At 59.4% G+C, this 21376-nt stretch carries 18 protein-coding genes; 10 read left to right on the top strand and 8 right to left on the bottom strand.

Annotated elements, in window-relative coordinates; all coding sequences use genetic code 11:
• Positions 1 to 149 precede the first annotated feature (149 nt).
• A complete protein-coding gene (locus AC1DYK_RS28325) occupies positions 150 to 1025 on the top strand; it encodes a restriction endonuclease (protein WP_478169324.1) in 876 nt (291 codons plus the stop codon).
• Positions 1026 to 1314: 289 nt separating this feature from the next.
• Here the strand turns inward: AC1DYK_RS28325 and AC1DYK_RS28320 are convergent, their stop codons facing one another.
• From AC1DYK_RS28320 to AC1DYK_RS28310, 3 genes are read right to left on the bottom strand one after another with little or no spacing between them, the layout of a single operon-like run.
• Complete coding sequence (locus AC1DYK_RS28320; RefSeq protein ID WP_478169323.1) at positions 1315 to 3156, bottom strand: KGGVGR-motif variant AAA ATPase; 1842 nt, start codon at positions 3154 to 3156, stop codon at positions 1315 to 1317.
• A gap of 1 nt (position 3157) precedes the next feature.
• Positions 3158 to 3706, bottom strand: a complete 549-nt coding sequence (locus AC1DYK_RS28315) for a type II TA system antitoxin MqsA family protein (RefSeq protein WP_478169322.1) — start codon at positions 3704 to 3706, stop codon at positions 3158 to 3160.
• 6 nt (positions 3707 to 3712) lie between these two features.
• Positions 3713 to 4048 carry a hypothetical protein gene (locus tag AC1DYK_RS28310; RefSeq protein ID WP_478169321.1) on the bottom strand — a complete coding sequence of 112 codons (336 nt, stop codon included), beginning with the start codon at positions 4046 to 4048 and terminating at the stop codon, positions 3713 to 3715.
• A 345-nt stretch (positions 4049 to 4393) separates the two neighbouring features.
• Here AC1DYK_RS28310 and AC1DYK_RS28305 point away from each other — a divergent pair, with 345 nt between their 5' ends.
• From AC1DYK_RS28305 to AC1DYK_RS28280, 6 genes are all read left to right on the top strand, one after another.
• A complete protein-coding gene (locus AC1DYK_RS28305; RefSeq protein WP_478169320.1) occupies positions 4394 to 6853 on the top strand; it encodes a type I restriction-modification system subunit M in 2460 nt (819 codons plus the stop codon).
• The gene (locus AC1DYK_RS28300) at positions 6846 to 8006 is read left to right on the top strand and encodes a restriction endonuclease subunit S (RefSeq protein WP_478169319.1); all 1161 of its coding nucleotides are present in this window, start codon (positions 6846 to 6848) and stop codon (positions 8004 to 8006) included. The genes AC1DYK_RS28305 and AC1DYK_RS28300 overlap by 8 nt, the downstream gene beginning before the upstream one ends.
• A 17-nt stretch (positions 8007 to 8023) precedes the next feature.
• On the top strand, positions 8024 to 11317 hold the full coding sequence (locus AC1DYK_RS28295) for a type I restriction endonuclease subunit R (protein ID WP_478169318.1): 3294 nt from the start codon (positions 8024 to 8026) through the stop codon (positions 11315 to 11317).
• Entirely contained in the window at positions 11314 to 12009 is a 696-nt protein-coding gene (locus tag AC1DYK_RS28290) for a M48 family metallopeptidase (RefSeq protein WP_478169317.1), read from the top strand. The genes AC1DYK_RS28295 and AC1DYK_RS28290 overlap by 4 nt, the downstream gene beginning before the upstream one ends.
• 8 nt (positions 12010 to 12017) lie before the next feature.
• Positions 12018 to 13010 (top strand): DUF5655 domain-containing protein, encoded by a 993-nt coding sequence (locus AC1DYK_RS28285; protein WP_478169316.1) that lies wholly within the window; start codon positions 12018 to 12020, stop codon positions 13008 to 13010.
• 372 nt (positions 13011 to 13382) lie between these two features.
• Positions 13383 to 14660 carry a hypothetical protein gene (locus AC1DYK_RS28280; protein WP_478169315.1) on the top strand — a complete coding sequence of 426 codons (1278 nt, stop codon included), beginning with the start codon at positions 13383 to 13385 and terminating at the stop codon, positions 14658 to 14660.
• A gap of 15 nt (positions 14661 to 14675) precedes the next feature.
• On the opposite strand, the gene AC1DYK_RS28275 is transcribed toward AC1DYK_RS28280, so the two are convergent.
• The 3 genes from AC1DYK_RS28275 to AC1DYK_RS28265 all read right to left on the bottom strand — a co-directional run bounded on the left by AC1DYK_RS28275 (position 14676) and on the right by AC1DYK_RS28265 (position 18104).
• A complete protein-coding gene (locus AC1DYK_RS28275) occupies positions 14676 to 15881 on the bottom strand; it encodes a PDDEXK family nuclease (RefSeq protein WP_478169314.1) in 1206 nt (401 codons plus the stop codon).
• Entirely contained in the window at positions 15881 to 16798 is a 918-nt protein-coding gene (locus AC1DYK_RS28270; protein WP_478169313.1) for a DNA-methyltransferase, read from the bottom strand. The genes AC1DYK_RS28275 and AC1DYK_RS28270 overlap by 1 nt, the downstream gene beginning before the upstream one ends.
• A 427-nt stretch (positions 16799 to 17225) precedes the next feature.
• A complete protein-coding gene (locus AC1DYK_RS28265) occupies positions 17226 to 18104 on the bottom strand; it encodes a class I SAM-dependent methyltransferase (protein ID WP_478169312.1) in 879 nt (292 codons plus the stop codon).
• Positions 18105 to 18183: 79 nt separating this feature from the next.
• Here AC1DYK_RS28265 and AC1DYK_RS28260 point away from each other — a divergent pair, with 79 nt between their 5' ends.
• From AC1DYK_RS28260 to AC1DYK_RS28250, 3 genes are all read left to right on the top strand, one after another.
• Positions 18184 to 18621, top strand: coding sequence for a helix-turn-helix domain-containing protein (locus AC1DYK_RS28260; protein WP_478169311.1), 438 nt, complete (start codon positions 18184 to 18186; stop codon positions 18619 to 18621).
• A gap of 18 nt (positions 18622 to 18639) precedes the next feature.
• Positions 18640 to 19434, top strand: coding sequence for a PH domain-containing protein (locus AC1DYK_RS28255; RefSeq protein WP_478169310.1), 795 nt, complete (start codon positions 18640 to 18642; stop codon positions 19432 to 19434).
• 304 nt (positions 19435 to 19738) lie between these two features.
• A complete protein-coding gene (locus tag AC1DYK_RS28250; RefSeq protein ID WP_478169309.1) occupies positions 19739 to 20179 on the top strand; it encodes a hypothetical protein in 441 nt (146 codons plus the stop codon).
• Positions 20180 to 20417: 238 nt separating this feature from the next.
• Here the strand turns inward: AC1DYK_RS28250 and AC1DYK_RS28245 are convergent, their stop codons facing one another.
• Together AC1DYK_RS28245 and AC1DYK_RS28240 are read right to left on the bottom strand one after the other, a co-directional pair.
• Positions 20418 to 20687 (bottom strand): cytochrome c, encoded by a 270-nt coding sequence (locus AC1DYK_RS28245; RefSeq protein ID WP_478169308.1) that lies wholly within the window; start codon positions 20685 to 20687, stop codon positions 20418 to 20420.
• A gap of 21 nt (positions 20688 to 20708) precedes the next feature.
• Complete coding sequence (locus AC1DYK_RS28240) at positions 20709 to 21287, bottom strand: dihydrofolate reductase family protein (protein ID WP_478169307.1); 579 nt, start codon at positions 21285 to 21287, stop codon at positions 20709 to 20711.
• Positions 21288 to 21376: the final 89 nt, after the last annotated feature.

The following is a 21376-nucleotide window of genomic DNA, read 5'->3' as shown; positions in this document are numbered from 1 at the left end:
GACGGCAGCAAGCAGCCAGGCGACACATGCTTGACGGGCGGAAGGGCGCCGCGACCGTGACGGACTTCACGCGAAGCTCTTATGACCTTCTCTTTCGCTTGGGCAATTTGTCGGCAGCGAAGATGATGACCGCCCTTAGGAGAACAACTGTGGCCAGAAGGAAAACGAGTCCCGCCGAAGAAATGATCGACTTGGTGTCCTTGATGCCATGGTGGGCCGGCGTCGGTCTGGCCGTGATTGCCTATGTCGTGTTGCACCGGCTGGCTACGCCTGTCGCAGCTACAGCGATCCAGCCTGGCCAGATCGCCGACGTTGTGGTCCGAACGATGGGGGCGTCGCTGGCGAGCATTGGCCAGTATCTGGTCCCTCTGCTCTGTCTTGCGGGCGCGGGCGTATCCGCATGGCGGCGCCGCCAACGCCGGGCGCAGGTCTCCAACGTTTCTCAGGCCAAGGGAGCCGATGCTCTCGACGGCATGTCATGGCAGGAGTTCGAGATATTGGTGGGCGAGGCCTTTCGGCTCCAGGGCTATCGCGTTGCCGAGACGGGCGGTGGTGGTGCCGATGGTGGCGTGGACCTGGTGCTCTCAAAAGGCGGAGAGAAGTTCCTCGTTCAGTGCAAGCAATGGAAGGCGTACAAGGTCGGTGTCGATGTTGTACGGGAGTTGTACGGCGTGATGGCCGCCAAAGGTGCGACTGGCGGGTTCGTTGTGACCTCGGGGAGTTTCAGCAGCGATGCGAAGGAATTTGCTGATGGGCGTAACGTGAAGCTTGTGGATGGGCATCGGCTGTTCGGTCTCATCAAACAGGCTCGGGAGTCGCTATCTCCGCGAGCTCAAGGTTCGACAACAGAAAGTCGAACAGCGACCACGCCAGCTTCATCAAGTGAAACGACAACGTCTGCAATTTGCCCAACGTGCGGCTCGGAAATGGTCAAGCGCACGGCCAAGAAGGGGGCGAATGCGGGCAGCCAATTCTGGGGTTGTTCGACGTACCCGACGTGCAAGGGAATTCGGCCGCTCGGTTGAATCGTTGGAAAGGGAAGAGCTGTTCCAACCGCCCCCGCTCAACGATCTTGACGTTTTCTAGGAATTGAAGACCCCGGCTGTTGGCGTTCCGTCCGTCAGCAACTGTGATTTAAAGCAAGTGGCGGATTCGAACTACCGATACGCGTGCGCGCTTCCTAGCCTCATTAGATTGATTAGTTTTTATGAACTATCAGCAACCCAGTGCGTCACTCAGGTGTACCGGCTCCATCGCGTTTAATGGGCAGACTGCTGCGCCGCGACCGCCTACCCTTGCCTCAGCCCCGCGGCTTCAATGAAGTCGCCTGTCTAGGCCGTTCAAAGACTGATCCAAAAAAGCAGGACGCAAATCTGCTTTTTCAGTGATAGCAACCTCTAACGTGCGTAGATGATCAATAAATCGACCCGATGATACCCGCGAGTAAGTCCAAGCCGAAAACTGCTGCCTTGGGCGTGCCACCATGAGCTGCTTCGCCTGGGTGGTGTATCTTAATGCAGCAGCCGTGTCCCCAAGCAAGGCATAAGTAATCCCTAAACATTGCATGTAGTTAGGCGACAATTCCTTCTTGGCACTACTCATGTCGATTTCGGCAACTTTTTCAAACCATTTAGCAGTCGGTACGCCATGAAGACCCCACAACGCCATTCCCATATTGAAATAGTCAGAGATACTAGCTTCGCCATCCACTAACACTGAGAGTAAGGAGACTGCCGTCTTAAAGTCCGCGGTTCCGACCAACGCTAACGCCAGCTGGTGCTTAATAAATTCGTTGTCTGGCGCTTCGTCTTCTAACAATGAGTTTAGAAGGCGCACTTGCACTCGCAGTTGCTCGATCCCTGTATCAAAGCCCAAAGCGGCAAACACCTTGTCCCTCCTATCGAGTGAGGCAAACGCCACTGAGCTTGGGACATGATCGTACAGCTCCGGAACAAGTTGCCCTATGTAGGACATTGCTTCCAAAAATGAAGAAAGCTCCGCCCCTCTGGCGTTTAGCATCTCCCTCAAATCTTCGATAGCCTCCTCTTTTCGCTGGAGCCGATGGTGAAGTCGAGCACGCACCGCGAGTCCAACTGCATCGTTAATTCGTTGCTCATCTGAGAGCAACGCTACTGCATCCTCAAGTCTTCCAATGGACTCGAATATCAGAGCTACACGATAAGTGATCTCGTCGTCGGACGGAAAGTTTTGAAGCACTTGCTCCGCACGTGCAATAGCGTCAGTAAGCGGTTCCGCGGAGCCATTTCCTGTAAGCGCTTTTTGTGTTTGCTTGAGAAACAACAATGCAGCGGAGCGTTCCAAAAGATTTTCACGAACAATTGAATCGCGCAACTTCGCATATTCAAGTGCCAAACGACTTTTCGGTCTATTTATAGAAAAAACATCTTGATCCAAAAGCGATAGGCTATTGTAATGATGAATGGTCGCCGCGAGCGACTTGTAGCCTAGTTCGCCCTTAAACTGCTCAAGCCTTCTCCCGATGATCTCCTCTTCGTCATCAAGGTCGGGAACATTGGATGCGACGAAATGCAGTTTGATAGCATTTCGTGTATTTTTTCGCTTCTCATTCTGAACCAAGATCGATTTGCAAACTCGACCCAAGCCCTGCAGATTTTGTTCGTTTGGGAAGAACAAAAAACTCACCGCATCAGGAAGTTGCCTCGTGCAAATCCCTTCCACGTCGCTGTGGCCGGTTCGAGAATCAATGAAAACATAATCCGGCTGGACTTGGCGTTGCCATTGCAACTTCAGATCTTCAAAAAGAAGATATCCCTCCTCATGCTCATAGAGATGGCGCCAATCAATGTTGTTCAACCTAGCAGAATACTCTGCATCATGTTTGCCCGCAGGCATTATCCAGAGCTCGCCGCCGGAAGGGAAGATTTTGGAACGGCACAGGTAGTCCGCAACGCTGGGGGCCTCCATCGTTTCGCGATAGTTGGTCACATATTCCACCAGCCCCATGGTTTCTTTATTGGCGCAATCCCAGTCAAAAGACATCAAGCCAGGCGCTTCCAGGTCGAAATCGACCATTAGCACGCGCTTGCCCTCAGCTGCCAGTTGTGCCGCTACATTGACAAGAGCCATTGTGCGGCCGACGCCGCCTTTAAAGGAATAAAATGTGACGGTATACATACTAGGCCGTGCATTCATATAGTTCAAAAGTCTCCGCTTCTAGACTCGCGATCATCTTCGAGTTGTCAGACAGCGCTCGGAATTTAAACTTCAAGGGAGTACCGCGATCTGTCGGTTTGACTGTCTCCCGGCGTTTAAGGCGATCTACGTTGTCGGAGAATTTGAGCAGATATAGCAAGCTGTCATTTGCTGGATTCTGAAATAGAGCACCGCGCTCCCATCGCACCAATGAGGCGCGTCCGAGACGTGTCAAATCCGCAAACTCCTGTTGCGTCATGCCGTAATGCTCACGGATTGCGACAATCTGTCGAGGCGCAAGAATATGCAGATGATTGCAAACTGCCTCATGCCGAAGCACCTCTGCTTCATCGTCGGTGTATTCGAAACTACAGTTCGCGCAATTTCTCTGAGGAACCCGTGCTTGAATGGTTGCTGCAGTAGCACCTTCTCCGTATTCAAACGTTTCGATAATCCAATTCGTTAGCACTTGACTGGCGCCGCAGACTGGGCATGAATGATCAGGGGCCTGAACAGTGTTGTGCGTATTCATAATTTCTTAGTTGAAATCGCTATAGTGAAAACTACGCCCAATGGCTTTATTGGCATGGCCAATTTGCACCTTGACGTAAAGCTGCGCCCGATGAGTGCTGATTGGGATCAGCATAGTCAGCGCCGGGGCGCCGGCTGGCGTAGAGAGCGTGATCGCCTCGTAGAGATGACCTGAAGCAAGCTTCTCGGCGATCAGCTCCCAAGCGCCCGCATCCGAGAAGTAGTAACCCGGCATCTCGGGCAACTCAACGCGGTGCGGGGTCCATTCGTGGGGCCGGGCGATGATTCGGCCAGTTGGACGCCGACAGTTGGCTATTAGCTGCCTTAGTGTTTCGGGATTCATGCGCAAGCGATTGTTGATCTTTGCCTCATATGATACACAGCCGACATAGTCAAGTCAAGAAAAGAATCATATGATTCATCGACACTGCCTCGCGGAAGGCTGACTGTTCGAAATGACCAATTGCGGATGGCCCGTCAGGGGCGTCCGTAACCTAGGGCTGACCATCTTTCGGACGCAGCTCGTACACCAAGAATGCAGTAGCGCAGAAGTTCAACACCAGCAGACGAACTTGCAACCGCGCGACAAGGCACTGCATAGCGGCGGAGCGGGGTGACTATCATGCACAGCCGCCCCTGTGGCGTTCACGCCGCGTAGGCACAACCGTTTCGCCGTTTCTGCTAGCAAATGCCCCTAACTCTCCCCCAACTCGAACGCCACCTCTTCAAAGCAGCGGACATCTTGCGCGGCAAGATGGACGCCTCCGAGTTCAAGGAATACATCTTCGGCATGCTGTTCCTCAAACGCTGCTCTGACGTGTTCGACCAGCGCCGTGAAGAAGTCGTACAGCGCGAACTTGCCGCATGCCAGACCGAAGCCGAAGCCCGCGAGAGCGCGGAGCTCAAGCGCTGGTACGGCCAGTCCTTTTACGTGCCCCCGAAGTCGCGTTGGCAATACTTGGTCAACGAAGCGCACAACGACGTGGGCGGCTTCCTCAACCGCGCGCTTGGTGGCTTGGAGAGCAATAACTCCAGCCTGGCCGAGGTGCTGGAACACATCGACTTCTCGCGCAAAGTGGGCCAGAGCAAGATCCCCGACATCAAGCTGCGCCAGCTCATCAGCCACTTCAGCATCCACCGGCTGCGCAACGAGGACTTCGAGTTTCCCGATCTGCTGGGCGCCGCTTACGAGTACCTGATCGGCGAGTTTGCGGACTCGGCCGGCAAGAAGGGCGGCGAGTTCTACACGCCGCGATCGGTGGTTCGGATGATGGTTCGGTTGGTCAAGCCCCAGCAGCAGCACAGCATCTACGACCCTTGCGTGGGGTCCGGCGGCATGCTGATCTTGGCCAAGGAATACATCGACGAGCACGGCCAAGACGGCAACCGCGCCGAGCTCTACGGCCAGGAAGCCAACGGCACCGTCTGGTCCATAGCCAGGATGAACATGCTGCTGCACGGCATCAGCAGCGCCGACCTGCGCAACGACGACACTCTCGCCGAGCCGCAGCACGTCGAAGGCGGCGAACTCATGCGTTTCGACCGCGTGCTTGCCAATCCGCCGTTCTCCATCAACTGGGGCACCGCCGACACCGACCGTGCTGGCCAAACCGTCTGGGCGCCCAAGTTCCGCGCCGAGCGCTTCCGCTATGGCGAAGTGCCGCTCGGGTCCAAGAAGGCCGACCTGATGTTCCTGCAGCACATGGTGTCCGTGCTCAAGGATGGCGGCCAGCTCGCCACTGTGATGCCACATGGTGTGCTGTTCCGCGGCGGCGAAGAACGCGGCATCCGCGCCGCCATGATCGAGGCCGACCTGCTGGAGGCCGTCATCGGCCTGCCCGCAAATCTGTTTTACGGCACCGGCATCCCCGCCTGCGTGCTGGTCATGCGCCAACGCCAGGGCAACCACAGCGGCAAGCCGACCGAGCGGCAAGGCAAGGTGCTCTTCATCAACGCCGACCGCGAGTACTTCGAGGGCCGGGCGCAGAACCACCTGCTGCCCGAGCACATCGAGAAGATCGTCAACACCTTCGAGAACTTTGCCGAAGTGCCTGGCTTCTCGGCCATCGTCAGCAACGCCGCGCTGCGCGAGAACGACTGCAACCTCAACATCCGTCGCTACGCGGACAACGCCCCGCCGCCGGAGCCGAACGACGTGCGTGCGCACCTGGTAGGCGGCGTACCGAAGGCTGAGGTGCGGGGAAAGGCGGCGCTCTTCAATGCGCACGGCGTGGACCCACTGGCGCTGTTCGTAGAGCGCGATGCCCGCTACTTCGAGTTCAGTCCTGAACTAACGACGAGGCAGGCCGTCAAGGTTGCGGTCGAAACCAATCCCAGCCTCGTGGCTCGCGAGCAGGCTGTGCGCGACGCGTTCGACGCCTGGTGGCAGGCACACAGCCCGCGCATCACAGCGTTGGCGGGGGCGTCGAGCTGCGTCGGCTTGCGCAACGATCTGCTGCACAGCTTCAGCGCCGCGATGGAGCCCGCGGGCGTGCTCGGGCGTTTTCAGGTGCGCGGCATCGTGGCCGGGTTCTGGGAAGACGCTAAATACGAGTTCATGACCCTGATGGCGCGCGGCGCCAAGGGCGTCGTGGACGCCTGGCGCACCAGCATCCTTACCGCAATGGACGACGATCACAGCAAGGACAACCCGTTGGATCACAAACTGGTCAAGTTCCTGATGGGTGATTTCGTCGAAGCGCTGGCAGATCTGGAAACGCGGAAGGCCGCATTGGATAGCCGGATTAAGGTGGGGACGCCAGAAAAGAACGCGGGTGAGGATGGCGAAGAAACCGAGCCCGGCAGTGACGAAGCGGCAGTGGACGAAGCACAGCTCAAGGAGTGGAAGCGGCAAGTCACAGCGCTGAAGAAGGAAATCAAGGCCAAGGAAAAGGGATTCGCGCAGCGGCTAGCTGCGGCGGTCGATACGCTGGACAACACCACCGCGGCCGTGCTGCTTTTGGGCGTCCTACGAAGTGACATGCAGTTTATCTTGGAACGCTATATCAGCGCGCAACGACTTCAGGTCGTGGCAGTGTTCGAGAATTGGTGGGACAAGTACCGCGTGACGTTGGCCGACATAGAGCGCGATCGAAATTCCGCGGCTGAGATACTGGGTGGCTTCCTGCGAGATCTTCGCTATGACTGAACTCGGCCATCTGCTCTCATTGGAGTACGGCGCTGCACTGCCGGCGGAGCGCCGGGCGGGCTATGGATTTCCGGTGTTCGGATCCAACGGAGAAGTTGGCCGACACGACCGCCCGCTCGTCGAAGGCCCGGGAATTATTGTTGGCCGCAAAGGCAGCGTCGGGAAAATCTGCTGGTCCGATCAATCATTCTGGCCGATTGACACCACGTATTGGGTGAAATGCGCGACGAATGACCGGCGTTGGCTTTTCTGGCTACTTTCACGGCTCCCACTCAGCGAACTCGATTCGTCTACTGGGGTCCCTGGTCTAAATCGAAATGATGTTTACGAGTTGAACGTCTTCGAGCCCCCGAGCGCGGAGAAGGCCCGGCTCGCAACCATCCTCGACTCTCTCGACACCACCATTCGCCAGACCGAGGCGATCATCGAAAAGCTCCAACAGGTCAAGCAAGGCCTTCGGCACGACCTGCTGACCCGTGGCATCGAAGCCAACGGTGAATTGCGTCCACCGCAGAACGAAGCGCCGCATCTCTACAAGAAATCGGTGTTGGGGTGGATTCCGCGGGAGTGGGATATTTTGCAGCTTCGTGATGTTGGAGAGGCGATCACGGGCGCGACTCCGCCATCAACGGATCCCTTGGCATGGGGCGCCGGCTGGCCGTTCATCACCCCGTCTGACGTTCTGGAGAACCAGCCCATAGGCAGCGCGGAGCGCAACGTATCCAAGCGTGGGGTGGGCTACGTCCGAATTCTGCCGCCCGGGGTCACAGTTGTCGTTTGCATCGGTTCGACGATTGGCAAAGTCGGCATCACCAGCGTTGAGGCTTGCTCTAATCAGCAGATCAACTCGCTTGTGCCTAGGGACAACATGGCGCCCGAATTCGTCCATCTGGCAGTGCTGATGCACATCGGCCAATTGCGAGCGATGGCGGGCCTTCAGGCAGTGCCGATCGTCAACAAGACTTCTTTCGAGTCGATGTGGATCCCAGTTCCTCCGCACAGCGAGCAACTTGAGATCGCGGCCCGTGTGGACTCCACGGCGGGGCGAATACGCCAAGAGGCGAAGTTGGCCATCAAACTCAACAAAACAAGGTCCGGCCTCATGGACGACCTCCTCACCGGCCGCGTCCGCGCACTGACGTTGCTCGCCTAAAAAATGAAGGACCAAGCATGGGTTGGGAACTCGACACCGTAGAAAAACCCTTCGTCGAGCAACTGCTCGCCCTTGGATGGCGCCATACCGAAGGCGATCTCGACCATCCCGCCGCGACCGGCCGTACCAGCTTCACCGAGGTCATCCAGGAGGCCACGCTGCGCTGCAAGCTGCGCGAGTTGAACCTGCGCGAAGTCGATGCCCAGACGGTCCCCTGGCTTGACGACGAACGCCTCTCCCAAGCGCTCGGCGCCATCACACGCATCGGCGCGCACCGGCTGATGGAGGCCAATCGGGCCGCCACTGAGCTGCTGCTGGGCGGCATCGCGGTCGAAGGCCTGCCGGGCTGGGACGGCGGCCGCGGTCAGACCATTCACTTCATCGACTGGGCGCGCCCCGAGCGGAACGACTTTACGGTCATCAACCAGTTCCGGGTCGACTGCCCGCCCGGCTTCAATCGCGGCAAGGCCTTCATCGTGCCCGATCTGGTGCTGCTGGTGAACGGCATCCCGCTGGTGGTGGTCGAATGCAAGAGCCCGTCTTGCCCGGAGCCGCTCGCCGAGGCAATCGACCAACTGCGGCGCTACACCAACCAACGCAAAGCGAGCTTCGAAGTCGAAGACAACGAAGGCAACGAGCCGCTGTTTCATACCAATCAACTGCTGATTGCCACGAGCTTCGACGAGGCTCGCGTCGGCAGTGTGGGTGCAGGCTTGCGCCACTACGCAGCCTGGAAGACGGTCGTGCCGCGCACCGAGGCCGAGGTCGCCGCCTCGCTCGGCAAGACCGAACTCTCCGAGCAGGAGCGGTTGATCGCTGGCCTGTTGACGCCTGCCAACCTACTCGATGTGGTGCGGCACTGCACCCTGTTCATGAACGCCGACGGCCAGACGGTCAAGGCGGTATGCCGCTACCAGCAGTACCGGGCCGTCCACCTCGCCGTCGAACGCCTGCGCACCGGAAAGACCCGCTTGCAAGACGGCGAGCACGACCGGCGTGGCGGCATCGTCTGGCACACCCAAGGCTCGGGCAAGAGCCTGACCATGGTGTTCCTGATCCGCAAGCTTCGCACCGACCCGGCCTTGCGCCGCTTCAAGGTGGTGGTGGTGACCGACCGGACCGACCTCGAAGACCAGCTCTCGGGGACCGCCGCGTTGACCGGTGAGACCGTGGAGCTGGCAACCTCGGGCGCGGCCTTGCGCGCGCTGCTCCGCCGAAAAGGGCCGGGGCTGGTGTTCGGCATGATCCAGAAGCAGCGCGGCGGAGACGCCGCAGGAGAGCCCGCCTTGACGGCCGCTGACCTGCCGCAGCGTGTGGAGGCGCGCGAGCCCCCCGGCGCATTCGACGTGCTGAACGACGACGACAGCATCCTGGTACTGGTCGACGAGGCTCACCGCAGTCAGGCCGGCGACCTTCAGGCGGCCTTGCAAGTCGGGCTGCCGAACTGCGCACGCATCGGGTTCACGGGGACGCCGATCCTGATGGGGGACAAGAAACGCACCCACGAGATCTTCGGCGAGTTCATCGACCGCTACACGATCCGGGAAGCCGAGGCCGATGGCGCCATCGTCCCGATCCTCTACGAAGGCCGCACCGCGCACGGCGCGGTGAAAGACGGCGCCAGCTTGGATGAGCTGTTCGAAGACCTGTTCCGTGAGTACACCCCTGAAGAGCTGGAAGCCATTCGCGAGAAGTACGCAACCAAGGGGCAGATCTTCGAGGCGCCCGCGCTCGTCGCCGACAAAGCGCGCGACATGCTGCGCCACTATGTGACCAATATCCTGCCCAACGGCTTCAAGGCCCAGGTGGTCGCCTACAGCCGGCTCGCAGTGGTGAGATATCTCGATGCCTTCATGCTGGCTCGCGAAGAGCTGCTGGCGCAGGCCGAGGCCTTGAGCCCCGAAGACAAGGGGCTGGACGAGGAAGCCCTGTGCCGACGACCGCCCGCGATCCAGGCACAGGTGCGGGCCTGGCGCTACCGCGATCTGCTCAAGACTCTGGAGTTCGCGCCCATCATCTCCGGCAGCAACAACGACGACCCGGCGTGGAAGCAGTGGACCGACAGTGCAGGCCAGGAGCAGCGGATCAAGCGCTTCAAGCGGCCATTGCTGCACGCCGATTCGACCAAGACCGACCCGCTGGCTTTTCTGATCGTGAAGTCAATGCTGCTGACCGGTTTCGACGCCCCGGTCGAGGGGGTGATGTACCTGGATCGGCCGATCCGCGAGGCAGAGTTGCTGCAGACCATTGCGCGGGTGAACCGTACCGGCTTCGGCAAGAAGTTCGGCATCGTCGTGGACTACTTCGGGCTGGCACACCATTTGAAGCAGGCGCTGGCGGTCTATGCCGACGAGGACGTCGATGGTGCCTTGCAAAGCCTCAAGGACGAGATCCCGGTGCTGCGGGACCGCCATCTACGAGTGGTCGACTTGTTCCGCCGCCGAGGCGTAGAAAATCTCTCCGATCACGAGACCTGCGTCGAGTTGCTCAGCGACGAGCGACTGCGCGCCGAATTCGCGGTCAAGCTCAAGCAGTTCCTCGACACGCTTGACGTGGTGCTGCCGCGACCCGAGGGCCTGCCCTTCGCCCCGGACGCCAAGCTTCTAGCCTTCATCTATGCCCGAGCCCGCAACCGTTACCGCGATACGCCCGTACTCGGCAAGGACGTGGGCGCCAAGGTGCGCAAGCTCATCGATGAGCATGTTGTATCGATGGGCGTCGATCCCAAGATTCCGCCGGTATCGCTGACCGACGCCGACTTCGGCAACAAGGTCGCACGCGAGCCGAGCGACCGCGCCAAAGCCTCCGAAATGGAGCATGCCATCCGCGCCCACATCCGCGAGAACGCCGATCAGGACCCCGTGGCGTACCGCAAGCTCAGCGAGCGGTTGCGCGACCTGTTGACTCAGCTCGGCGAACATTGGGATGAATTGATTGCTGCGCTGCAGGGGCTCGTCGACGATATCCGGGCCGGGCATGTCGGAGACGACGATAGGCTGCCTGATATTCCCGAGCAGTACGGTCCGTTCCTGCGACTGGTGGTAGACGCAGCCGCGGGGGATCAGGCCATCACGCCTGCTGAACAGACAAAGCTGGTGGACTTGACCGTTGAAGTTGTCGACACCGTCGTAGCGGAACTCACGCCCAACTTCTGGAAGCCCAACCGCCAGCCGGCGCAGGATGCACTTGGAAGCCGCGTCTTCGAGCTGCTGATGCGCTCCCGCCTGTTGCCGACGCCACAGATCGAGGCGCTGGTCGACAAGCTGATGGAGCTGGCGCGAGCCAATCACAGTCGCCTCAGCAACCTATGAGCAATTTGGTCGTGAACGATCTTCGGTTCGAGGTGCGCCGCAGCAGCGCGCGGCGCTCTCTGGAGATCACCGTGGATCGCACCGGGGATCTGATCCTTGCTGCGCCGCCCCTGGTCGAGGACGCCAAACTGCGCAACTTCGTGCTGCGCAAGCGTATGTGGATCTACAAGCAGCTGGCCCGGGTGGATGCTCTTGGACACGAGGCGCCACGCAAGATCTTCACTGATGGCGAGGGATTCCCGTATCTCGGGCGCAGCTACCGCCTGCGCTTGGTGAAGGAGGCCGATGCGGCGGTCAAGCTTGTGGGCGGCCGCTTCGTCATGCCCGCAGCGCTGGCGCGCGACGGCCGCGAGCACTTGATCCGCTGGTATCGAGAGCGCGCTCAACCCTGGCTCTCCAGCAAAGTTGAGGACTACGCGGCGCGCATGGAAGTCGCGCCAGCGGGCGTCAGGGTGCAAGACTTGGGCTACCGCTGGGGGTCATGCGGCAAAGGCGACTGGCTCTATTTCCACTGGAAGACCATCCTGCTGCCGGCGCGCATCGCGGAGTATGTGGTGGTGCACGAGATGGCGCATTTGCTTGAGCCGCATCACACGCAGGAATTCTGGCGGCGCGTTGAGCGCGCCATGCCGGACTACGAGCAGCGCAAAGCTTGGTTGGCGGCACGCGGCATCGAAGTCGAAGGGATCTAGAGAAACACATGAGCGACATCAAACTCTTTCGCCTCGAATCCGGTCGGGCTATAGAACTGCTGGGTGACGCTTCTGACTTGGAGAAGCCGCTTCAGACACTGATCGAGAACAACCTCGATGTGTTGCTCGGCATCCGATTTCTGGCCACCGAATACGTCACCGGCAAAACGCACGGCGGCCGCATCGATTCACTGGGACTGGACGAGAACCACTGCCCGGTCATCCTCGAATACAAGCGCTCGGTGGGCGAGAACGTCATCAACCAAGGGCTGTTCTACCTGGACTGGCTGATGGACCATCAGGCGGAGTTCAAGCTGCTAGTGATGGACAAGCTTGGCAAAGAGGCGGCCGATCAGATTGACTGGAGCGCCCCACGGCTCATCTGCATTGCCGCCGACTTCACGAAGTACGACGGGCATGCAGTGCAGCAAATCAATCGCAACATCGAACTGATCCGCTACCGTCGGTTTGGTGAAGAGTTGCTGCTCCTTGAGCAAGCAAGCTCAGCCAGCGCAAGCAGAACGTCGGGGCGGTCAGCCTCGGGGCACAACGATTCAAAACGGGCCAAGGATGGCCAGGTCGCGCAACCAGGCAGCGGACCGATGCGAAACGGTGGAACCGACAAGACCGTCGCTGAGCACTTGGCAACAATGTCCGAGCCGCTGGCTGTCCTTCTTGCCTCGCTGGAGGACTACCTCTTATCGCTGGGCGACGATGTTCAACGCAAAGAACTGAAGCTCTATGTCGCTTTCAAGCGGCTTAAGAACTTTGCGACCGTCGTCCCGCAGAACAGTCGGCTACTGTTGTATTTGCACCTGGACGTCGATCAAGTTCCACCACCACCAGGCATCGGGCGCGACGTACGTCAGGTGGGGCATTGGGGAACTGGGGACATGGAACTCTCGCTTATGAAGCCCAGCGACCTCGATGCGGTGAAGCCGTTGATTCAGATGGCGTACGACGGACGTGGCGGGGGCACCGCCATCATCCTGCCTCCATGAACAGCTCCCTCGCCTAAGCTGAGATCCAACCTTTCCCCTCACACACCTTACATGGAGAGGGAGCGACGCAGCTTGCCTGCCGGCATCGTGTGGTGTGGCTGGGCCGAAGACAGTCTGTACGCAATGGGTAAGAAACGCCGGAGAGATGCTTGAGAGCATCCGGCCCGCGCCGCTGAGTTGTTGATCCGTAAGGCCGCCAGCGGGCCAGCGGGTTACGACAACCACTGAAAATACCACAGTGCGCAGGAGTAGCTGCCGCTGACTGCCGCATCGAGCGCATCGTGCGGATCGCGCGGATCGAGCGAATCGGTGGGGCGCCGAACTTGGGTTAGGCTCAGAAACAATCTGTCATGAGGCCTGTACGAGGAAACAATGCGCGTCACTGAGATTTTCACCCCAAGCGACTACCCAACCTACACCTACGTGCCGCGCGATGAACATCGCCTGGAGACCCGCCTAAGGGAAGCCTTGGATACTCCGGGCGAGATTGTTTCCGTTTCAGGCCCATCCAAGTCCGGCAAAACAGTGTTGATCGAGAAAGTCGCAGGCAGAGACAACCTCATCACAGTCACCGGAACGGGTATCAAGGACGCCTCAGAACTTTGGGATAGGGCGCTTGACTGGATGGGTACGCCAACACAGACCGCTTCGACCGGAACGACGACCGTCTCGACGACCGCCAGTGGCACTGTGAAGGGCCGCGTCGGTATTCCATGGCTCGGATCAGTCGGTGCCGAGGGGAGCGTTGGCGGATCGGCGGGGACGGCATCAGGCACGACCGAAACGCGAGGACGCTCAGGTCTACCTCAAGTCGTCCGCGAGATTGGTGGCAGCACCTACGTGCTGTTTATTGATGATTTCCACTACATGGCTCCGGAGGTGCAGGTCGAGGTTGCGAAGCAGATCAAAGAGGCGGCGCGGCAAGGGGTGAAGATTTGCACGGCTTCAGTACCTCACCGCTCGGACGATGTAGTGCGGAGCAATCCCGAACTGCGCGGGCGGGTTAGGGCGGTCGATACGCGCGCATGGGAAATGAGCGATCTCTTGCGGATCGGTGCTCTTGGATTCCCTGCGGCGGGTATACGTGTGCCAGATGCCACGATGCGCCGGATGGCGGTGGAGGCATCGCAATCGCCGCAACTGATGCAGGCCATTTGCCTCCAAGTGTGCTTTACGATCAAGCTTCTTGAAGTTAAAGCGCCGGTGGTGAATCGGGAAATTTCACCGGATGAACTTCGGCAGGCGTTCGAGGAAACCTCGACGCGAACGGACTTCGGATCGCTTCTACGCAGCATGCATGCCGGCCCTAAGGTTCGGGGCACGGAACGCAAGGAGTTTGACCTCATCGATGGTTCCAAAGGGGATGTCTACCGCGCCCTTTTGCTTGCATTGAAGCAAGACCCCCCGTCGCTTTCGCTCCACTGGAATGACCTATCTCGCCGGGTTGCGCGAACGTGCAGGCCGGATGCTCCCCAAGCAGCCAGCCTCTCCACAGCATGCAGTCAAGTGGCGAAGATGGCGAAAGACCTCTATCCAACCCAACGGGTGCTTGATTGGGAAGGCGAGCCAACGAGCTTGTTGAGCATCGAAGACCCTTACTTCTTGTTCTACCTGCGGTGGTCGGACAAGATGCAGAGCCTCGCAAAGTAACCTGACGACGCCCAGCTACTGAGTGGTGGCTTTCTTCGCTGTTGCCTTCTTGGCCGCGTTCTTGCGAGGGGGGCGTGGCTGTAGGTCGGGCCACCACTTCGCCAGCCGAATTCGTATGCGCGACAGCACGGAATCATTGTTGGTGATCGCGTGAAGAATGTGGTTGGGCACTTCGGTCAGGGCGTGGTGCGCAAGTCGCTCCGGTGAGACACGGACAAAGTACTCGATCTTGACGGGCGAGATCGCCGACGCCTTGGTTGCATCCAGGTCAAACACGCAAATGAAAGCGTTCAATGGCGGCTCCTTGATCCCATCGTCAACCAACTTGAACCGTCTGATGTTGCCCTTTTCGACATCAAGTTCCGGAGCGCCAAGAAATGGCTGCCAGCTGTCCCAGACGGAGCGAGGCAAAGCGAGCAGTGTGCCTGCGGCAGCCGGCCCCTCTCCCGAGAGTTTGAACTTCAGCATCACTTGATAAAAGGTCCGCTTGAACACGTTCGCAATGTTCGGCCCTTCCACGCTCTCACTGGCCCAGTGCAGGTTCTCTTGCAGGGTCTTCGCGAACCCCGCCCGGTGCAACCGAAGGCCGTCACGTAGGTTGGTCACCGCGTTTTTGTAGGTGCCATGAAAGTCCATCGTTTGGATTTCAAGGATGCCGTAGCGGGCCACCAGAAAACCTCCTTCAGGATTGACCTTGATCTCGACCAGTGTCACGTCGAAGGCGATTTCAGGTGAGCGGTTGGTTCCGATGATGGAGATTTCGCCGCCGAGTTTGTCCTGAAAAAACAGGTAGCCGGCTCCGTCTCGGATGACATCTTCCTTGAAGGAGTCAAGCTCCCCCTCGTCCGTCAAAAGGGAAACTGGCTTGGGCAAGACCTCATGCGGGAGGCCAAAGATGATCTGGCACCCTTGCTTCACGATGTCTGAATCCATGACGCGATAGGGACACACCAGCCAGTCCTGCCGAGAGCCGTTGCTGTTGCTGCTGATGGTGCAAACACCGCGCGAGTTGTCTGCCTTGACGCACGCCGTCTGAGTCTTGAGCGTAGTGGTCAAGAAAGGACAGGCGTTTGCGCTGTCCCCCGTGACGGCGGCGACATCGAGCCGAACCTCCGGATAGATTCGCTGCCCGAACCACTCGCTAACGAAATTCCCTTTGAGTACCGCCTCTGGGCCTGTTTCCCCTGCCTTCGGTTTTGCCTTTGCTCTTGCCTTGGCCATCAATTTGCCTCCGGTCTCGTCTTGGCCTGTAGCTTCTTTCGAGCCACATTGGCAAACTTGTTCTGAGCATCGAAGCCAATCCCGTGCCTACCAAGCTGCCTCGCGACTTCGAGCGAGCGTCCCGTGCCGCAGAACGGGTCAAGCACGACGCCACCAAGCGGTGATGAGGTGCGAATCCGGGGCTCGATGAGCGCATGTGGGAACGTCGCTGAGTGGCCTTCCTCTCCGGCAGCCACATTCAGGACCACGACATCATTGGTCCGCGCCTCGGCGAACTCGGGTGCGTAGTAGTAGGTCGCTCGTCCAAGGGTCGGCTTCTTGACAAAGTGAAAGAAGTGCTCATGCGACAGCTTGAGGCGATCCCCCGAGGGGCGGGGTGTGGAGTTCGGCTTGTGCCAGATCAAGTCATTGCGAAGTATCCAGCCGCGCTCCTGCATGGCGATGGCGAACCGCGCCGGGATGAGGAGTAGCTGCTTCTCTTGGCGAACGCCCCCCAGCGGCGTCTTCCGTCTATTGCGATGCTCGCTCGCGAGACCCTGCCGCCCGTTGTCGCGAATGCTGCTCCATCGTGCGAAGTAGGTGTCACCGATGTTGATCCACATGCTCCCTGTCAGCTTCAGGCAGTCCGCGCCCCGTGTCAGGATGTCCGCGAGATGTTCGACGTACCACTCTGGGTAGGGCTCCAGCCCCAAGATGCCGCCATTCGAGCGGTACCACTCATAGCCCGGGGTCGTGGGGCCGATCTCCTTGACCGTGGGGATGTCGTTGAACAGAGCCCAGTTGTGGTCGAGGCCGTAGTCGCGATGGCCCCAGTAGGGCGGGCTCGTGATTACCAGATCAACGGAAGCGGTCGGCAGTTGCCCGAACAGGTCATAAGCATCGCCGTGCAGCACAAGGTCGGTCAGTCGGTCTTCCATTGGAGGGGTGTCTTGGGGCTCGTAGCTCATCGTTGGAGCCGGGGATGTTCGGGCGTTTTTTTCCATCTCCCTCGATGGTACAGAAGGCCGTCGGGTGCCCGCGAGGGAATACGTTGGCGCTCGCACAGAGGTGAACGTGAAAAATTACTACAAATCCCTGAGCCCCTTCGAGAGAATTCCGAAGCGCCAATACCCCCGTAGGGGCACCCTCCCCCCACCCCCTGAGGCCTTCGCACGTGCACCCCCGGGGCTACCCCTCCACGAACCCCGGCCACTCTCCTACGGCCCCGCATGAGGCGCACCGGGCAAACAGAGACGAGTTGATGCAGCATGTGGCGGGCAGGCGGTCGTTGAGCGGCACGGCATCGCCTGTTGACGAAGTGGTTCGTGTAGAAGTGGTGCAGCGCCTTGTAGCCCACGCCGCCAGTCAGGGTTGGCGTGCCGGCGCAGACACCGCCCGAGCTCTGACCATCCAGCAGGCCGCCGTAAACCGGACCTCATCTCCATGCACATAGGGCTCAAACGCGGCACGGACCGTTTCGACGATCCGCGTGCGAGTCCGCTCGTCCGCGTCTTGAAGGATCAGGCCGACGGGACCAAGCCGGGTCAGGTAGCCGACCAACTCTTTCTCGGGCAGGGTGCAGGCCACATCGATCGGCCGGATATCGATCTCGGCCCAGCCGCCCTCCTCCAGGATGGTGCACACCCGGTGCCGGTCGGCGAAGGCGAACTGCCCCGGCGCGCCCGGCCGGCGGGCGGGGAGGTCCGGCAGCAGCGGTGCCGCGCTGCGCTCGGCCGTCGTCATGAACGGATTTTCCGCGGCACTCCGCCAGGCGATGAAGCGCAGTTCGGCGCCATCCCTTGCGGCACGCCGCAGGTTCGCAAAGGCTCTGGCAGGGTCGTCGAAGAACATGACGCCGAGGCGCGAAATGATCATGTCGAAGCTGGCAGGCTCGAACGCCTGGGTCTGCGCGTCGGCGCGGATGAAGCTGGCCGGCGTGTCTATTTCCCGTTCGGCGCGGGCCCGGGCGGCGGCGATCATCGGCTCCGAAATGTCGATGCCGATGCAGTGGCCCTTGGCGCCGAGCTGCCGCGCCACGGCGAGCGTCGTGCTGCCTGTACCGCAGCCGACGTCGAGCACCCGCTGCCCGGACCCGGCGCGGACCGCTTCGACGAGCCGGTCTTCGAGCGGCTTGAACATCTGGTCGAGCACCTGCTGTGCGTCGACCCAGGCGCGTCCGGCGCGGCCGTTCCAAAGCGCGGTCTGCGCGTTGTCGGTCTGGTTCTGGTGGTGCGTGACATCCATGGTCGTTTTCCTTCTTTTGCTTGCCCTCAAGAGGCGGAAGCTAGACTGTGCAACTTCAAGTCAACTTGAGGTCAAGAGGGTGAGACATCTGGACATCGCCGAGGTGGCGCAGCAATCCGGCGTTCCCGCATCGACGCTGCGGTTCTATGACGAAAAGGGGCTGATCGCCTCCACCGGCAGGCGCGGGCTGCGCCGCCTGTTCGATCCCGGCGTGGTGGAACGGCTGGCGCTGATCGCGCTGGGGCGCGCCGCCGGCTTCTCGCTCGACGAGATCGCGCGCATGTTCGCGCCCGAGGGGCAGCCGCGCATCGACCGCCAGATGCTCGCGGCCAAGGCGGACGAACTCGACAGGACGATCCGCAAGCTGAGCGCCATGCGCGACGGCCTGCGGCACGCCGCCGCCTGCCCGGCGCCTAGCCATATGGAATGCCCTACCTTTCGGCGCATCGTGCGGGCTGCGGGGGCTGGGGGGGTGGGGGTGGGGAGGAAGAGGGTTGCGAAGGCGCCCGGGGAATAGTTCCAGGCGTGTTGTCCAGTGAAGCCGCTTGTCGACGTCATTGGCACAATGGCGAACTCGGCATCCGCCAAGCTTGGCTCCCGCGCCCATGGCAAGGGCTTCAGCCGCAGCAACCTGATTCGCTTCCGCCAGTTCTACCTGGCCTATGCCGACCTGGCGACGAAAGGTGCGACGCTGTTGAGTATCAATAGCTTACGCGCGCAGTTTTCAAAGTTGCACCGCCCCTTTTTTTCAAAGTTGTGCGGCCGTCTCGATGGCCAGATTCGGCGAGCAAGGTCGAGTTCCAGGCCCATGGACTGCCCGCGGCGCCGCCCTCGTTGGTCACGGCCGAGGTTCGGAAAGAGCCGGACTCCACTACATTACCGACACGCTGCGCTTGCGCGGCCTTCGACGATCGCAATGGTCAGCAAGCTGACGGAATTTTTAGGAGCAACCTTGGGCTTACTTGATGGAATGCTTGGCAACGCAGCCAAGATCGATCCGGCAAAAATTCAGCGTGAGTTCAGCCAGATCCTGGCTGCTGGGGAGGTCGTCGAGCACGCCTATCAGCTGGTCCGAGACTACTTCGTATTCACCGACAAGCGTTTCGTACTGGTCGACAAGCAAGGCATCACCGGAAGCAAGACCGAATACCACTCGATTCCCTACAAGAGCATCACGCACTTCAGCATCGAGACGGCCGGCACCTTCGATCTCGATGCCGAACTCAAGATCTGGATCTCTGGAACAGCCGCTCCGATCCAGAAGCAGTTCAACAAGAAGCTCAGCATCTACGAGGTGCAAAGCGTGCTCGCCAGCTACGTGCTCAGATAGTCGCGAGGAAGGCCCTCCCCGGTCAACTCGCTGATGTCGACGAGGCCCTCACGCGGTTATGTGCCGGACGGCGGCCGACTCGGGCGCATGGCGATTTCGCATTCGACGACCGCTTCCGAGCAGGTTTGCCGTCCGCTGTAGGTCGGCTTGGGGCCCGTTGCGGTCATAGACTTCGCCGAGATGAACGACGCATAGCCGACGTTCGCGGTTCGAAGGGTGGAGATCGGACCGAGCTGAATAGAATGATCGAGAAAGCCGCGATGCCAAGCGCGGGGTGCGACTGACGCCATAGAGAGCTAAGACAATGCCGAAAATCCAAACAGAGAGAATCCAGATGGTCGCGGCGTTTATCAGGATAACTCACTTTCCTAGAGTTTTAACTATAGGACTTATCCTATTTGCTCTCTCGGCCGTCGATGCAGCTGCTCAGGGGCAATCATCCAGGCTTGTTGGACCGGCGATGATCGTTCACTTCGAATATTATTCAAGTGCGATAGGCCAAATCCGCGCCCTTGAACGTACGCTTGCGCGTGCACTCAAGCATGCACACGCGGGGGAGCTCGGCGAAGCAGAGCTTCACGCCGATGGTAACGACGGGTACTTATATATGTATGGCTCAGATCCCGAACGTCTTCGTGAAGTCGCTACTCCAATTTTAAAATCATCTGAGCTGATGAACTCGGCAGAAATATCAACTCGCTCGATAGCCAGCAAAAAAATCAAAGATGCTGGCAATCAGCGGTGACAATAGACACTCTTTTTGCATCCAAAAATTCGTTTGGTCCTTCATTTTGCCTAGCGTATGGCCTGAAGGAAAGTGCGCTAGCCCACGTTTTACGCGGCAATGATGATTCCGGTCACCGTCGTCGATCAGGTGCCCGAATTTCGGTTAATCGCCATCCGATCGGCATCAAGACCTACGAGTCGCGCCCAACCGTCTCTTGCAGAAACCCGAACGAGATCTTCAAAAACGCCGCTTCTGATCATTTGGCTTTTGAAATTACGCCACTCAGGTACTCATTTAGATCCCGGAAGTCTTTAATTGTCCATGCACGCGGAGGCAGCGTTACACCGTTTTCACGCAAGGTTTTTGGAATTAGATCTCCGTTTGGACGAAGTATAATTGACGATACGATGACACCCGGATAATCGAATAGGCGCTTCTTGAATACGGATGTCGTAAGGTCTGGCGTTGGCGGATCGCTTTTATGAGCCAATGGCCCTGTGCCTTTGACATCTATTCCGTGGCACATAATGCATCTTKCCGCATCCTGTCACACCGCGCCGACACCGGCCGCACTTCCTTTTTTCACGTCATAGCGCAGCTCCGCCATGCCAGCACCCATCTGATGAACGGATACCAGGCGTAGGCTTGGGCTCAGCACTCTTCGAGGGAACAGTGGCTTACCCTTGCCAAGGGTAGCCGAGCCAATCTGGACGATGAGTTCATCCAATAGACCGGCATCGTGAAATTGACCGGCAAGGTCACCACCTCCAACAATCCAAATATTCATGTCACCAGCAACTGCCTGCATCTCCGAGTGGACAGTTCGCACATCGCCATTGACGAATCGAATGGTTGCGCCAGCAATTGTTGGAAGATTGCGGCTGGAAAACACCCATGTTGGCTGAGCGTATGGCCACGGTGACCCGGTCTCAGCAGCAACCGTTTCTGCATTGCGCACCATCCATTCATAGGTCGCAGAGCCCATAGCCAAAGCGCCAACTTTTGATATGAACTCTGGGTAGCTGGACTCACTCAAGCTCCCGAGAGGGAAAAGCCACTCCAGCGAGTCGTCCTCGGTCGCCAGAAATCCATCAAGGCTTGTAGATGTGTAGTACTGGGTTTTCATGGTTCGGGAAGTCCTATTGATTTTTAAGCGTCTGGCAGGCGCTTCCGGGCGAAAACTGGATGTCCGTGGCGTAGTTCCGCTCTTGGCCG

Source organism: Variovorax sp. P2_H12, assembly GCF_056403395.1.
This window is presented reverse-complemented; position numbering and strand designations above follow the sequence as displayed.

Excerpts from the sequence above, each read along its gene's own strand:
- AC1DYK_RS28320 (WP_478169323.1), bottom strand. The coding sequence starts at position 3,156 with ATGTATACCGTCACATTTTATTCCTTTAAAGGCGGCGTCGGCCGCACA.
- AC1DYK_RS28315 (WP_478169322.1), bottom strand. The coding sequence starts at position 3,706 with ATGAATACGCACAACACTGTTCAGGCCCCTGATCATTCATGCCCAGTC.
- AC1DYK_RS28310 (WP_478169321.1), bottom strand. The coding sequence starts at position 4,048 with ATGAATCCCGAAACACTAAGGCAGCTAATAGCCAACTGTCGGCGTCCA.
- AC1DYK_RS28305 (WP_478169320.1), top strand. The coding sequence starts at position 4,394 with ATGCCCCTAACTCTCCCCCAACTCGAACGCCACCTCTTCAAAGCAGCG.
- AC1DYK_RS28300 (WP_478169319.1), top strand. The coding sequence starts at position 6,846 with ATGACTGAACTCGGCCATCTGCTCTCATTGGAGTACGGCGCTGCACTG.
- AC1DYK_RS28295 (WP_478169318.1), top strand. The coding sequence starts at position 8,024 with ATGGGTTGGGAACTCGACACCGTAGAAAAACCCTTCGTCGAGCAACTG.
- AC1DYK_RS28290 (WP_478169317.1), top strand. The coding sequence starts at position 11,314 with ATGAGCAATTTGGTCGTGAACGATCTTCGGTTCGAGGTGCGCCGCAGC.
- AC1DYK_RS28285 (WP_478169316.1), top strand. The coding sequence starts at position 12,018 with ATGAGCGACATCAAACTCTTTCGCCTCGAATCCGGTCGGGCTATAGAA.
- AC1DYK_RS28280 (WP_478169315.1), top strand. The coding sequence starts at position 13,383 with ATGCGCGTCACTGAGATTTTCACCCCAAGCGACTACCCAACCTACACC.
- AC1DYK_RS28275 (WP_478169314.1), bottom strand. The coding sequence starts at position 15,881 with ATGGCCAAGGCAAGAGCAAAGGCAAAACCGAAGGCAGGGGAAACAGGC.
- AC1DYK_RS28270 (WP_478169313.1), bottom strand. The coding sequence starts at position 16,798 with ATGGAAGACCGACTGACCGACCTTGTGCTGCACGGCGATGCTTATGAC.
- AC1DYK_RS28265 (WP_478169312.1), bottom strand. The coding sequence starts at position 18,104 with ATGGATGTCACGCACCACCAGAACCAGACCGACAACGCGCAGACCGCG.
- AC1DYK_RS28250 (WP_478169309.1), top strand. The coding sequence starts at position 19,739 with ATGCCGAAAATCCAAACAGAGAGAATCCAGATGGTCGCGGCGTTTATC.
- AC1DYK_RS28245 (WP_478169308.1), bottom strand. The coding sequence starts at position 20,687 with ATGTGCCACGGAATAGATGTCAAAGGCACAGGGCCATTGGCTCATAAA.
- AC1DYK_RS28240 (WP_478169307.1), bottom strand. The coding sequence starts at position 21,287 with ATGAAAACCCAGTACTACACATCTACAAGCCTTGATGGATTTCTGGCG.